Source organism: Psychrobacillus glaciei (genome assembly GCF_008973485.1).
Lineage (GTDB): Bacteria > Bacillota > Bacilli > Bacillales_A > Planococcaceae > Psychrobacillus > Psychrobacillus glaciei.
The window spans coordinates 2,632,269-2,647,328 of sequence record NZ_CP031223.1 but is presented as its reverse complement, the minus strand read 5'-3'; the positions used below and the strand labels follow the sequence as shown (position 1 = coordinate 2,647,328).

The 15,060-nt window shown below is 35.8% G+C and carries 11 protein-coding genes and 1 other annotated feature; of the genes, 8 read left to right on the top strand and 3 right to left on the bottom strand.

The genetic code is table 11. The features are described 5' to 3' along the window. The first annotated feature begins 7 nt into the window (after positions 1–7). The 6 genes from hemC (at position 8) to PB01_RS12380 (ending at position 7,807) form a co-directional block, all read left to right on the top strand. Positions 8–937 (top strand): hydroxymethylbilane synthase, encoded by a 930-nt coding sequence (gene hemC, locus PB01_RS12410; protein ID WP_151700494.1) that lies wholly within the window; start codon positions 8–10, stop codon positions 935–937. Beyond that, positions 930–1,691: a uroporphyrinogen-III synthase gene (locus PB01_RS12405; protein WP_151700493.1), complete on the top strand. Its 762-nt coding sequence runs from the start codon at positions 930–932 to the stop codon at positions 1,689–1,691. The genes hemC and PB01_RS12405 overlap by 8 nt, the downstream gene beginning before the upstream one ends. After that, the gene (hemB, locus tag PB01_RS12400) at positions 1,688–2,671 is read left to right on the top strand and encodes a porphobilinogen synthase (protein WP_151700492.1); all 984 of its coding nucleotides are present in this window, start codon (positions 1,688–1,690) and stop codon (positions 2,669–2,671) included. Before PB01_RS12405 ends, hemB begins: the two co-directional genes overlap by 4 nt. Then, positions 2,671–3,966: a glutamate-1-semialdehyde 2,1-aminomutase gene (gene hemL / locus PB01_RS12395; protein WP_151700491.1), complete on the top strand. Its 1,296-nt coding sequence runs from the start codon at positions 2,671–2,673 to the stop codon at positions 3,964–3,966. The genes hemB and hemL overlap by 1 nt, the downstream gene beginning before the upstream one ends. Before the next feature lie 89 nt (positions 3,967–4,055). After that, positions 4,056–4,655 (top strand): hypothetical protein, encoded by a 600-nt coding sequence (locus tag PB01_RS12390; RefSeq protein WP_151700490.1) that lies wholly within the window; start codon positions 4,056–4,058, stop codon positions 4,653–4,655. A gap of 236 nt (positions 4,656–4,891) precedes the next feature. Next, positions 4,892–5,119, top strand: a binding site (T-box leader). Between the two features lie 45 nt (positions 5,120–5,164). Continuing rightward, positions 5,165–7,807 (top strand): valine--tRNA ligase, encoded by a 2,643-nt coding sequence (locus PB01_RS12380; protein ID WP_151700488.1) that lies wholly within the window; start codon positions 5,165–5,167, stop codon positions 7,805–7,807. 172 nt (positions 7,808–7,979) lie between these two features. Here the strand turns inward: PB01_RS12380 and PB01_RS12375 are convergent, their stop codons facing one another. Both PB01_RS12375 and PB01_RS12370 read right to left on the bottom strand, forming a co-directional pair. Continuing rightward, complete coding sequence (locus PB01_RS12375; protein WP_151700487.1) at positions 7,980–8,798, bottom strand: ATP-grasp domain-containing protein; 819 nt, start codon at positions 8,796–8,798, stop codon at positions 7,980–7,982. Continuing rightward, positions 8,795–9,673, bottom strand: a complete 879-nt coding sequence (locus PB01_RS12370; protein WP_151700486.1) for an ATP-grasp domain-containing protein — start codon at positions 9,671–9,673, stop codon at positions 8,795–8,797. The genes PB01_RS12375 and PB01_RS12370 overlap by 4 nt, the downstream gene beginning before the upstream one ends. An 87-nt stretch (positions 9,674–9,760) precedes the next feature. On the opposite strand from PB01_RS12370, the gene PB01_RS12365 reads away from it, so the two are divergent. Next, positions 9,761–10,984, top strand: coding sequence for a bifunctional folylpolyglutamate synthase/dihydrofolate synthase (locus PB01_RS12365; protein WP_225986027.1), 1,224 nt, complete (start codon positions 9,761–9,763; stop codon positions 10,982–10,984). A 98-nt stretch (positions 10,985–11,082) separates the two neighbouring features. Further along, complete coding sequence (locus PB01_RS12360; RefSeq protein ID WP_151700485.1) at positions 11,083–12,786, top strand: sensor domain-containing diguanylate cyclase; 1,704 nt, start codon at positions 11,083–11,085, stop codon at positions 12,784–12,786. Positions 12,787–12,838: 52 nt separating this feature from the next. Here the strand turns inward: PB01_RS12360 and PB01_RS12355 are convergent, their stop codons facing one another. Continuing rightward, positions 12,839–15,052, bottom strand: a complete 2,214-nt coding sequence (locus PB01_RS12355) for an autotransporter outer membrane beta-barrel domain-containing protein (RefSeq protein WP_151700484.1) — start codon at positions 15,050–15,052, stop codon at positions 12,839–12,841. Between the last annotated feature and the right edge of the window lie 8 nt (positions 15,053–15,060).

Genomic DNA, 15,060 nt, shown 5'->3' with positions numbered 1-15,060 from the left:
AGAAATAATGCGTAAAATTATTGTCGGTTCTAGAAGAAGTAAATTAGCTTTAACACAAACAAATTGGTTTATTCAGCAATTGAAAGATATTGGAGCACCTTTTGAATTCGAAGTAAAAGAAATCGTAACAAAAGGCGATCAAATTTTAGATGTAACCTTATCGAAAGTTGGCGGAAAAGGTCTTTTTGTAAAAGAAATTGAACAAGCACTTTATGACAAAGAAATTGATTTTGCAGTACATAGTATGAAAGATATGCCTTCCGTATTACCACCAGGCCTAGTAATGGGGTGTACACCTAAACGTGTGGATGAACGTGATGCTTTTATTTCGAAAGCACATGTGAAATTTGCAGAGCTTCCAAAAGGAGCAGTTATTGGGACAAGTAGCTTAAGAAGAAGCGCGCAACTCTTATTATTACGTCCAGATATCGAGATTAAATGGATAAGAGGAAATGTAGATACGAGACTCCAAAAACTTCAAGATGGCGAGTATGATGCCATTATTCTAGCAGCAGCAGGTCTAAAACGCCTTGGTTGGAGTGATGAAGTAGTGACGGAGTATCTATCCATTGAAGATTGTGTTCCAGCAGTAGGACAAGGTGCGCTTGCAATTGAATGTCGTGAAGAAGATGCAGAATTACTTGCGGAGCTTAGAAAACTATCTGATGAAGATACGTGGAATGCTATTCATGCGGAGCGTGCATTTTTAGCTGCGATGGACGGCGGATGCCAGGTGCCGATTGCAGGACATGCAGTGATTAATGGCGATGAAATTACCATGACTGGTTTGGTTGCAGCACCTGATGCATCTGTTGTGTTTAAAGAAGTAGTGACGAGTAAAGATCCAGAAACGGCTGGTAAAGAAGTGGCGCGTTTAGTAACAGAGCAAGGAGCATATGACCTAATTCAAAAAGTGAAGGCAGATTTGAATGTCTAACAAGCCTTTATTAGGTGAGAACGTCCTATTTACAGGGATTTTAAGATCTTCGGAAGCCGTGGATCTTACCCTTCATTTTGGAGGAAATCCTATCGTTGCACCGCTCATTGAAACACAAGAAATTGTTTCTCAAACGGATGAGCAACAATTGTTTGAATGCAAAGCTTATGACTGGTTAATCTTCACAAGCCAAAGCAGTGTAGATGCTTTTCATTCGAAAATGATAAAGTATGGTTTAGACCCTTTCGTGTTCCAAGGGAAAATTGCAGTTGTTGGTTCGAAAACGGCATATGCTGTCAATAAAATAGGACTAAAAGTAACTTTTACGCCTTCTATTTTTAGTGCAGATGTATTTGTGCAAGAGTTTCCTGCCATTTCTTCTTCGAATGAAAAATGTATGTTTTTCAAAGGAAGTTTAGCGAAAGATACGATTACAAAAGGTTTAGTCAATCATGTAGATGAATGGATCATTTATGAAACAGTAGAAGTGGAAGAAAATATAGCTCAAGTGAGTGATTTAATAGAAAGCAAAGAAAACTGCTCCGTTATCTTTACAAGTCCATCTACAGTAAATGTTTTTCATCAACATATAGGGCATCGAACAGGGTACGAAACATTAACGATTTGTGCAATTGGTCATATTACAAAAGAATACTTAGAATCATTAGGTGTTGCAGTGCATGTAATGCCTAAAACTTATATATTAACAGAAATAATCCATGCGTTAGCGGAGTGGAAAGGAAGAGAATTATGACAGAATTATTATTTCAACGTCATCGTCGATTAAGAAAAACAGCTGGAATACGAGCAATGGTAAAAGAAACTTATTTACATAAAGAGGATCTAATCTACCCAATCTTTGTTGCAGAAGGAAAAAATATTAAAAATGAAGTGGCTTCCATGCCAGGTGTTTTTCAATTTTCTTTGGATCGTTTAGGGGAAGAAGTAGATGAAGTAGTTGGCTTAGGTATTCCATCTGTTATTCTATTTGGTCTTCCACTAGAAAAGGATGCAGTTGGAACGCAAGCTTTCCATGATCATGGAATCGTTCAAGAAGCAACGAGGTTCATAAAAAAACGTCATCCTGGCTTAGTTGTCATCGCGGATACTTGTTTATGTGAATACACAGATCACGGACATTGTGGAGTAGTAGATGCCAGCGAACAAATTTTAAATGATCCATCCCTTGATATATTAGCGAAAACGGCCGTGAGTCAAGCGCAAGCAGGAGCAGACATTATTGCACCATCTAATATGATGGATGGATTTGTGGCTGCAATTCGTCAGGGTTTAGATGAAGCAGGTTTCGCTGATGTGCCGATTATGTCGTATGCGGTAAAATATGCTTCTGCTTATTATGGGCCATTTCGTGACGCCGCGGACGGAGCTCCTAAATTTGGGGATCGTAAAACATATCAAATGGATTACGCTAACCGTATGGAAGCAATTCGTGAAGCTTCATCCGATGTGGAGGAAGGGGCAGATTTCTTAATCGTGAAACCAGCTCTAGCATACTTAGATATCATTCGTGATGTGAAAAATAACTTTGATACACCAATCGTAGCTTATAATGTAAGTGGTGAATATGCAATGGTTAAAGCTGCTGCAGCAAACGGATGGATTAATGAAAAAGAAATCGTTCTAGAATCTTTAACAGGGATGAAACGTGCGGGTGCAGATATCATTTTGACGTATCATGCAAAAGATGTTGCACGTTGGTTGGAGGAGAAATAATGACTAAATCATACGAATTATCAAAGCAAGCATTTACAGAAGCAAAAGAATTGATGCCAGGCGGGGTAAACAGCCCGGTTCGTGCATTTAAATCTGTGGATATGGATCCGATTTTCATGGAAAGTGGAAAAGGGGCTATTCTTACGGATATCGATGGCAATGAGTACATCGATTATGTTCTATCATGGGGGCCACTTATTTTAGGGCATACTGAACCAAATGTAGTAAAGGCTATTCAAAAAGTCGCAGAAACGGGTACAAGTTTTGGTGCCTCTACGTTGATTGAGAACAAACTTGCCAAACTCGTGATGGAACGTGTTCCTTCTATTGAAATGGTGCGTATGGTTTCTTCTGGTACAGAAGCGACCATGAGTGCCCTTCGTTTAGCGCGTGGTTATACTGGGAAAAATAAAATATTGAAATTTGAAGGTAGTTATCATGGACATGGGGATAGCTTGCTGATTAAAGCTGGTTCTGGTGTTGCTACACTAGGTTTGCCAGACAGTCCTGGTGTTCCAGAATCCGTCGCAAAAAATACGATTGCGGTGCCTTATAATGATTTAGAAAGTGTGCGTCACGTTTTCGAGAACTTCGGAGATGACTTAGCAGCTGTCATTGTTGAACCAGTTGCAGGGAATATGGGGGTTGTCCCTCCAGTAGAAGGATTCTTAGAAGGTCTACGTGAGTTAACCGAACAATATGGAACAGTTTTAATTTTTGATGAAGTTATGACAGGATTCCGTGTAGGATACAATTGTGCACAAGGTTACTTTGGCATTTCACCAGACTTAACATGTTTAGGTAAAGTAATCGGCGGAGGTCTACCGGTAGGAGCTTTTGGTGGTAAACGTGAAATCATGGAAATGATTGCACCAAGTGGTCCTGTCTATCAAGCTGGAACGCTCTCTGGTAATCCACTTGCAATGACGGCTGGATACGAAACATTAACTCGTTTACAGGAAGATTCGTATAAACATTTCATTAAACTTGGTGATTTACTCGAAAAAGGCTTCCGTGAAGCAGCTACAAAATACAATATTCCACATACTGTGAATCGTGCTGGTTCTATGATTGGATTCTTCCTTACGAATGTTGATGTTATTAATTTCGAAACTGCCAAAACATCCGATTTGGAACTGTTCGCCAAGTATTTCCGTTTAATGGCTGAAGAAGGTATTTACTTACCACCTTCTCAATTTGAAGGATTGTTCTTATCAAGTGCTCATACCGAAGCGCATATTGAAAAAACGATACAAGCTTTCCGCACGGTATTCGAAAAACTATCAAGAAAATAAAGAACAAGAAGCCTCGTATTTATTTGCGAGGCTTTTTCATATTTTAAGAAGTTCAATCATAAGTTGTCCTATATGAAGGAGGATGACTAATGGAAGTAAAAGTATGGGACGAAAAAGAACAGTTTCTTTTTCCAAAAAGTTTTGGAGTGCCAAAAGAAGTGAAAAAGGTGGAAGTTACTCCGCAATTTGAACACAAGGTAACAGAAGAGTCGATTCAAATAGTAGGCATCTATCATATTACCTGTCACGTCGAATTCGAAGAGGGAGAACATGCACATCATGCAACGAGTGAGTTTACACAAATTGAAGATTTAGATGTGCAGGGCGAAGTAGGTTATTTTGAATATGCTGTTCCAATGAGTGTGGAAATAGCAAAAGATAAAGTGCAACCTGGCAGTTCTCCAACCTTGAACGTTAAACATGTCAATTCCAATACAACAGAACATGCATCCATTGAAATTGCTTGGTTAGTTCGTTGTGAATACGAAGGGCCAAAAGAAAATAAACCGGAATCAGTTCAAAAACCAGAACCAAGCGTTAATACAAAAGGTTCAAAAGAAGTAGAACAAATAGAAAGCTCAGTTTTAGTAGAATCAGAGCTTCAATTTATTTTAAATTTAGATGATGGGATGTCAAAGCTAACATTTCCATCAAATTATATCCCTGTAAAACAAAAAGCAGAGCAATAACAAAAAGGCAAGTATAAGAAAATCCCAACTTGTCGGTATGATTAATACACGTATTGTTTGGAATCCACAAATAGGAATAATGATTCCTTTGCAGTAAAAACGAGTTATCCGTAACCATACGGGTAGTAAAAGAGGGTTATATCCTCTTCTCATCGCACTCTCTCCTTTCTCGAATTTGACTTAACACTTGACTTGACGACTTAACCTTAAATTAGGTACAATATGAACAACTAAATAAAGATGCAATGAATGGGAAGAGTAAAATGTATTGGTTATCGAAAGAAAGGAAACAACTTGCTGAAATGTTTCTGTTAATCACCATTTGAAGGTAGCCCACGAGCAGCTTTTGTGAACGAATAGTAACAAAAGCCGGTTTGAAGCCGTTATCTAATTGAGAGCGTGATGCATTCTTTTTGCATCTGCGAATAAAGGTGGTACCGCGAACAAACTCCTTCGTCCTTTAGTGACGACAGGAGTTTTTTTATATTCTTTTTTAGGAGGAACAGCCAATGACAAACGAGACAACAATGCCAACGAAGTACGATCCGCAGTCGATTGAAAAAGGGCGTTATGAGTGGTGGCTAAAAGGAAAATTCTTTGAAGCGCATCCAGAAAGTGAGAAAGAACCTTATACCATCGTAATTCCACCTCCAAACGTAACAGGGAAATTACACTTAGGTCACGCTTGGGATACTACATTACAAGATATTCTAATACGTATGAAACGTATGCAAGGATATGATGCACTTTGGTTACCTGGGATGGACCATGCCGGTATTGCAACGCAAGCGAAAGTAGAAGAAAAGCTACGTTCTGAAAATATTACACGTTATGATTTAGGACGTGAAAAATTTGTCGAAGAAACTTGGAAATGGAAAGAAGAGTATGCTGGTCATATTCGTGCACAGTGGTCAAAATTAGGACTAGGATTAGACTATTCACGTGAACGCTTTACATTAGACGAAGGGCTTTCAAATGCTGTAAAAGAAGTATTTGTAAAGCTATATAACAAAGGGTTAATCTATCGTGGTGAATATATTATTAACTGGGATCCTGCAACAAAAACTGCACTTTCTGATATTGAAGTCATTCACAAAGATATACAGGGTGCATTCTATCATATGCGTTACCCACTAGCAGATGGTACTGGTTCAATTGAAATCGCAACAACTCGACCGGAAACAATGTTAGGTGATACGGCGGTTGCGGTTCATCCAGAAGACGAGCGCTATAAACATCTTATCGGAAAAACGCTTATTCTACCTATCACAAATCGTGAAATTCCAATCATTGCAGATGATTATGTAGATATGGAATTTGGTAGCGGAGCAGTAAAAATTACACCAGCACATGACCCGAATGACTTTGAAATTGGTAATCGTCATAATTTAGAGAGCATTCTAGTCATGAATGAAGACGGTACGATGAATAAAAACGCTGCAAACTATGATGGAATGGACCGATTTGCTTGCCGTAAACAAATCGTTCAAGATTTACAAGGCGCTGGTGTTTTATTCAAAATCGAAGAACATCTTCACTCTGTTGGACATTCAGAACGTAGTGGAGCAGTTGTAGAACCATATCTTTCTACACAATGGTTTGTTAAAATGCAGCCACTTTCTGATGAAGCAATTAAATTACAACAAGCAGAAGGAAAAGTAAACTTTGTACCGGACCGCTTTGAAAAAACCTATTTACAATGGATGGAAAATGTACATGACTGGTGTATTTCTCGTCAATTATGGTGGGGTCACCGAATTCCAGCCTGGTATCACAATGAAACTGGAGAAGTATATGTTGGGCACGAAGCACCAGCAGATGCTGAAAACTGGAAGCAGGATAATGATGTATTAGATACATGGTTTTCTTCTGCATTATGGCCATTTTCAACACTTGGCTGGCCGGATAGTGAAAATGAAGAGTTTAAAAAGTATTACCCAACGAATACACTTGTTACCGGTTATGATATTATATTCTTCTGGGTTTCTCGTATGATTTTCCAAGGAATCGAATTTACAGGCACACGTCCATTTGAAGATGTTTTGATTCACGGTTTAGTTCGTGCGGAAGACGGTAGAAAAATGTCGAAATCACTTGGGAATGGTATTGATCCAATGGAAGTGATTGAAAAGTATGGTGCAGACTCTCTTCGCTATTTCCTAAGCACTGGCTCATCTCCGGGGCAAGATTTGCGTTTCTCTACAGAGAAGGTAGAAGCGGTTTGGAACTTTGCCAATAAAATTTGGAACGCATCTCGTTTTGCATTAATGAATATGGATGGTTTGACATTCGAAGAGATTAACCTAGACGGTAAAAAATCAGTTGCAGATGCATGGATTTTAACTCGTCTAAATGAAACAATTGAGCAAGTTACACGACTTTCTGAAAAGTATGAATTTGGTGAAGTAGGCCGTGCGCTTTATAACTTCATTTGGGATGATTTCTGTGATTGGTATATCGAAATGGCGAAACTTCCTCTAAATGGAGAAGATGAAGAAGCGAAAATGATGACTCGTTCAGTGTTGGCGTATGTATTAGACAATACTATGCGTTTATTGCACCCATTTATGCCTTTCATTACGGAAGAGATTTGGCAAAACCTACCTCATGAAGGGGAGTCTATTACAGTAGCTGCATGGCCAACTGTAAATGAGGGGCTTTCCAATAAAGAAGATGCAGCTAGTATGAAGTTGTTAGCCGAAATAATTCGTTCGGTACGTAATATTCGTGCAGAAGTGCAAACACCAATGAGTAAAAAAGTGCCCTTGTACATTTCAGCAAAAGATGCAGATACATTAGCAGTGTTAGAAGCAAATGCAAAATATTTAGAACGCTTCTGTAATCCAGAGCCGTTAGTAATTGGTCAAGGAATAGAAGCACCAGGTCAATCCATGTCAGCAGTTGTAACTGGGGCGCAATTATTCTTGCCATTACAAGGACTTATTGATATTGATGCGGAAAAAGCTCGTTTAGAAAAAGAATTAGAAAAATGGGCAAAAGAAGTGAAATTAGTCCAAGGGAAATTATCGAATGAACGATTTGTTTCCAAAGCACCAGATGCAGTTGTAGCGGAAGAACGTGCTAAAGAACAAGATTATCTAGAAAAACATGCAACCGTTATGAAACGCATAGAAGAATTGAAAAATATGTAAGTATAAGATGAGTGAGCTGAATGATTAATTCGGCTCACTTATTTTTGTGGGCAAGGAAAATGTAAAGGGGTTGAATAGCACATAAATCGGTTTAAGCACCACATATATAGGTTTGAATACCGCATATCCATGCGAGTACCACATAATCAATTTCCAAATAAAAAAATCCAAGTCAGACTCTCATCTGATCTGGATTTTCTGTTAATTTTTTATTTATATAATCCATGATTGGAATGGTGATATCTTTTTTAGTTGTAGCATAGTATGACCTTGCTCCAACTGGATCCTCGATTTCATTGAACAGCCAATTTCCATCTGGCAGTAAAAGGAAGTCGATTCCGATATAATCACTTTTCAAAGCAGTTGCGATTTTTTTTACATCTGCAAGTTGCTGAGAGTTCAAAGAATATGCTTTCACTGTGCCGCCTAATGTAAAATTAGACTTAAAACTATCAACTGCCCCAATTCGTTTGACGGCTCCAATTACTTCAGTGCCAAGCATGAACACTCTTACATCCGTTGCATTTGTTTCGATATACGTTTGAGCAATGATAGTTTTTGATGAGTGCTCTTCGATAAACACTTTTGCCTGTTCTTCTGACTGAAATAGTTCTACTTGCGTCCCACCATGACCATCCACTGTTTTTAAGACAACTGGATAATCGCGAATATCGAAAATTGTTTTTATTTTCCTAGTAGGAACTGATGGAATTCCTAAAAGTTGGACGAGTTGAATTGCTTTGTATTTATCATTTGCAATGACATTTACTTCTGCACGATTAAACATCGGAAGATTACGTTCTTCTAATTGTTTCGATAACTTTGGATTTCTAGCTCTGAAAAAGATGAAATCGGCTTCGGGGATAGATGAGTTTTGATCGTCTATTACCGTAAATGTATGTCCAAATCTTTCAGCAGCTATTATTAATCGTTCGATAAAACTGCTATTTCGCTTTATTTCTTTTAATTCGTATATTAATAAACCATTCATATTACAACAGCGCCTACTTTGGAAAGTATGTAACTGATCATTGCATCTCCTACATTAATACCGGTTACATTGTATAGATTACGGATATGCGCAACGCCGTTCACTTCGCAAACTAATGGCTCTTCATCTTCTCCGAACAACAAATCGACACCGGCAAATTCTGCATTTAATACTTGAGCAGCAAGTATCGCGACCTCTTTTTGTCTTTCCGTAAGAATGATAGGTGAAGCTGTTCCGCCGTTTGTAATATTTGCACGAAAATCTGTTTCAGAATGTCGGTACATACATGCAACTACTTGTCCACCGACAACATTTACACGAATATCACGGCCTCTACTTGACTCAATATACTCTTGGAAAACATATTCTTTTCCATTCAGTTCTTCCACTTTATCGAAAAACTGTTTTTTAGTTTCGATTAAATATACTTTCATACCAAAAGATCCATGTGCTTCTTTAATAATCATAGGTAGATGAATCGTTTGTAATACTTGCTCATAGAATCCGGTATGCTGAATTGTAAAGTTAGCATACACTTTTGGAGCTATAATGGTTCTTGGCATTGGAATGTGAGCATTTGCTAATGCCATGTATTGCCTAGCTTTATTGTCACAAATTTCAATAACATCTGGATCATTAAATACAGGAATTCCTTCATTTTTTAGAAACTTTGCTAATAATATGTCTTTATCTAAAAAGACGACAAAGTCCGGTTTTTCATGTAATCCATGCTGGACGTCCATTAAAAGCTCATAATTTTTAACTAATGTTGCTTGAATTTCTTGCTTATTAGCTGCTTCTTGTAGGAGGAGAGCTTGATCGATAAATTTTTCATCTGTAAGACTACCGTTGTATACAATCCAACATGTTTGCATAATGATTGACCTCCGCTAATGCATGATATAATAGTATCCACAAGAAGTTTAGCACGAATTTAATCTAGAAGGAATAGGGTGAAGTAAGTGGAAATAACTAATTTTAATTTATATAAAAAAAAGTGGAAAGTACTAAGTGAAACGATTATAAAACCAGGATTAGAATCTATTCAAATAGCTTTAGATAAACTGGGAAACCCACAAAACAAACACCGAATAATACATGTAGCTGGTACGAATGGAAAAGGCTCAACTATTGCATTTTTAAGTGCTATCGCCAGAGAACACGGAATAACTTATGGATCATTTACGTCACCGTGTATTATAGATGTTCATGATCAAATTCAATTGAACGGTCATAATATAACATCTAAACAAATGGATAGAGCGTTTCAAAAGATGCAACAAACAGGACTAAGTGGAATGCTAACAGATTTTGAATTGTTGACGGTGACAGCTTTTTTAGTGTTTGAAGAAGAAGCTTTAGATGTCATCTTCATCGAAGCTGGTATGGGTGGAAGGTTTGATAGTACGAATGTAATGAAAAAGTCGATTGCTGTCATCCCAAGTATTTCGATTGATCATACCAATTTTTTAGGAGACACAATAGAAGAAATAAGTTGGCATAAAGCAGGAGTTTTGAAAGAGAATGGCAAACTGGTTATAGGTCAGTTAGTAGAAGAAGCAAGAAATGTATTTATTAAAGAAGCAAATGAAAAAAATGCTGCTGTTATTGAATGTGAAAGAGAATTTAATGTAAAAAACAATACATATACATACGACAATGTTCAATTTGAGCTTTTACATCCAAAAATGATAGGTAATCATCAATTGTCTAATATGGCCCTAAGCATAACTGCATTATTAGAATGTGGTTTTAGTTTAGAGGAAAGTAAAACGCAAGTGGCAGTGGAACAAGCTAGTTTATCTGGAAGAATGGAGAAAATAAGGGAAGACATTTATATTGATGGAGCCCATAACCAAGCTAGTATTGATGCTTTAGTTGAAACAATAAAAAAACATTTTCCAAATAAACGAATCCATTTTATAATTGGCATTTTAAAGGATAAAGATTATCTGTATATGTTAAGAAAGTTAGAGGAAGTAGGTTCCTCATTTGAATTTGTAGAATTTCACCATGAACGTGCTTTAACTGCTAAAGAATTGTATAAATATTGTTTTCATGACGACAAAATCATTACTAAAGATATAGATAAAATCAATATAAAAAATAATCTAAATAGTGATGTGACTATAATCACGGGGTCTTTATACTTCATCTCAGAAATTAGAAGAAAAACAGGTAAATAGTATTTGAATTTTTCTTTTAATTAAGTGTTACAATTTAATGAATAAAGTAATGAGCTAATAGTAATGGAAAAAAGTGCGAAGAGGAGATTAATAGTCCTATGAATTATACACATAAAGCAAAAAGAATAATGGCGATAATGTGGCTAGTATGCGTGCCTTTAGGTACAGTGCTAGTATACTTAAAGTCACCAACTCATCTGACTAACTGGGAGCATTATGGATATTTTTTACTGTTGGCTTTATTATCAAGTATATTTCCCTTCTTTATCGCAGGATCGACAATTATTTTAGTATTATGGGTTAATATGGCTATCTTTTTGAAATTTGGCCTTTTAGCTGAAATTATTTCTATGCAATTATGCATGTTTCCACTTGTTTATCATATGAAGATAAATCGACAGACACTTTATAAATATTTTTTCAATTCTTTTATGTTTTTTGGTCTTTCTCTTTTATGTGGCTCACTCGTCATGGCATTAGGCTATGAAATAGGAAATTTAAACTTAAAAGATGTGGTTATATATGGCTCGATTTATGCGATTTCTTATATTTTATTGAACCATATAATTTTATATATTCGTGAATATGTATGCGGTTTCAATCCGGTACTATTAACAAAAGATTTCTACTGGGAAGTTTCTTGTTTACTAATGACTTTGCCATTTGGTTTGAGTTTATATCTTTTCGAAAGCTCGATAGGTACCACAGCATTATGGCTGCTTGGAATACCATTGATATCAATCACTTTACTCATCAGGATGTATAGTAATTCGGAAAAAGTAAATGCTGATCTGAACAAAGCAAGTGAGTTTGGGCATCAGTTGGCAGAGCGAATGACTGGGAAAGAAATTTTGGACATGTTTTTAGAGCGATTAGCGAATATGTTTCCTATTGATTGTGGCTATATTGTCGATAATGTCGATGATCAGTTTTTCATTTTACGTGCAATGGAAGATGGTGTGAATAAAGAAATTCAATGCTCTCATGAAGATATCAAATATAGTCTCGCAGGTAAAGTATATGAAAAAGGGGTTCCTGTTTTATATAAAAAACAATCTGAGTGGAATTATATGATGCCTCCGTTTTTAGCAGATGATATGCAAAGCCTTATGTGTGTACCGATCTATCGTAACCAACGAATAGAAGGCGTGCTTATATTAGCTGCTAGAGAGAAATATGCATTTGAACCTTATCAGTTAAAGATTGTTCATTTATTATGCTCTTATTTTGCGGTGTCGCTAGAAAAAGCAAGATATGTGAAAGAAGCCGTTGAAAAAAGCGAGATTTGTGAATTGACGAAAATTCATAACTACCGTTATTTGGACAAACAATTGGAACTGGATATGAAAAAAATAGAGGAAGGTAAGTATCATTCGGTCTCTTTAATCATGATAGATATCGACAAATTCAAAGTCGTCAACGATACGTATGGCCATCATAGCGGAAATCTAATCCTGCAAGAGTTCGCTCGAATTATTAGTCAAGAAATTGGCTCCAGTGGGACAGTTGCCAGATATGGGGGGGAAGAATTCGTTATTCTGCTCCCTAATTATTCAAAATTACAAGCCTTCTCCATTGCTGAACAACTTCGTCGAAAAGTGGAGCAAACACCATTTATTGTCCAGCTAGACTTAGACGATGTATCTCGAGAAGAAATTATTTTTATTACTGCAAGTATAGGGGTTGCCTCAGCTCCAGAGGATAGTGAAGAAGGAATGGGTTTATTAAGAAATGCAGATCGTGCGCTTTATGTTGGAGCAAAGCAGGCTGGTAGGAATAGGGTTGCGGAGTATGTTAAATAGTTTGAAGTGAAAAAATGAGAGAATCCAATTAAATTATGGATTCTCTCATTTTTTACTGATATTCTATTTTTGTAGTAATATCTTCTTCTGTAGTGAAGAAATCATTGTTTATATCATAAATATTGGGAGGTAATGGAGTTAGAGAATTGCTGCTCATTCCACATTCCGAATTAAACTTTGTGTTTCCAGCTTGTTGGATATGACTTCCCCCGCCATAGCCTTTTAGTTTTTCAATCTGATTATCTAGCATTTCTTTATTTAAAAATATTATGCTACCACTAGCCGTAGATTTTACGTGTTCAAGAAGTGTACTTGAGCTTTTATAATCTCTAATACAGAGCTTTCCTGTTCCGCTAACGGAAATGTTTTCTTTATTATTTTTTGCAGGACCGATAAGATTAATGCTATTTACTAGTAATGTTCCTTTTTTGATTTCGGAATTATTACCACCGTTAATATTAAGTGTGCCGTTTACTTCCATACGACCATCATTAATTATTAATTTTCCGACATTACCATTTTTCCCTACAAAAATAGTGCTACCTCCATTAATATTGTTAATATATGCACCAAAATTAGCTTCCCCGTTTATCATAAGAGTACTTCCTTCACTAATATTATTAATGTAAGAAGCAGTATAATCTCCATTTACTAAAAAGCTGCTACCACTATCTATAGTGTCATTGTAATTTGAAAAAGTAGCATTTCCATTAACCATAACTGTACTTTTCCCAATAATTTTATTAATGTAAGAAGTAGTAAAGTCGCCATTTACTAAAAGGTTACTGCCACCATCAATAGTGTCAATATATTTAGGGAAAATAGCATTACCAATAATCTTAACTGTACTACCTCCACTAATTTTATTCGTGTATGGATTGGTAAGGTTTCCATTTACTAAAAAATTACTTTTTCCATCTATTGTATCTATATAATCAGTGACCATTGTATTTCCATTCACTTTAACTGTGCTATTATTAGTAATTTTATTAAAATATTTAAACTCTGCTAAGTACGCTGTCGAGTTTGTGTAATTCGATTTATTTGCATTATTAATTTGGATTTGACTGTTGTCCATTGAACTTCCAATACCTTCGAATTTTGCTTGATTTTCAATTTCAATTAGACTATTCGTAAGGGAATTCAAAGTACTTAATTGAGTATTATTAGCATACAAAGTTAAATTTTTTGCAGGAAATGGTTCTAATGTTGTGATTTTCTTTTCAGAATAGATTTTCATGTTTGTCATATTGTTAATCGCTTTTTTTAAAGTAATGTTTCCTATTGAGTGAAGTGTAGAATTACTTGAACTATTTAAAGGTTCACTCATGCTGAAGTCGCCATTAATAAAATAGGAGGTGTTGCTTTTGGTGTTAGCATTAGTGGTAATATTAATAGATTTATCTGCAAAAAAATTATTTAGGTTTTTAAAATTTGAATTTATAATCCCAATATCAGAACTACCGGTATAATATAAATTTAAATTAATAATTTTTTCTAATTTATTATTATTACTGAAATTAAGATTACTTTTATAACAGTAAAATTCCTCGTTAACATTTCCGGTATCCGTGTCCTTTTCTGGACATTCGCTTATTTTGGGACTTATTTGCTCGTATTTAGTTGTTGGTAAAGTTAGTCGTGGTACCAATTTTGAGAATGCTGTATTTTCTAAATTAAATGGGGGAAATAAAGTTTTGTTTTTTTCTGTATCAATACCCGTTGGTTTTCCATCACCACTTATTAATGTAGTTTTAACTAAATCTAAGTTATCTGGTAATTGAAAAGTAGTTGATATTATTTTGGATTTCTTTCCAATATCACCAGTGACGTTTAGGTCCCATGAACTTGTTACATTATTGTACTTTAATAGTGATTTTCTAAAAGTTGTAAGATAAGGAAAATTTGAAACCTCAATTTGATTATTTACTGAACTATTGAGGAAAGAATTAATATCCACTTTGAGTAGTTCCATTTGCTTGTTTTTTATTTCGTTTATTTTTTGATCATCTAATTTCTCTTCGTTGCTTAATTTTTTTTTCGTATCATCTGCATAAAATGCAATTAGATTCAAGATACCTACTCGGTAGTATTCTACCCCCATTTCTGCTATTGCAGTAGCTTCGTAGTTATCATCAGTCTTTTCTACTTGTTTTTGTTGACTCAATGCTTTAACAGTAAATGTAGAGAAGAGGATAACAACTAGGGTGACTAGTACAAGAGTTAGTAAAAGAGTGTAGCCTTGTTCATTGCGTATTTTTTTCAAGAATTTCA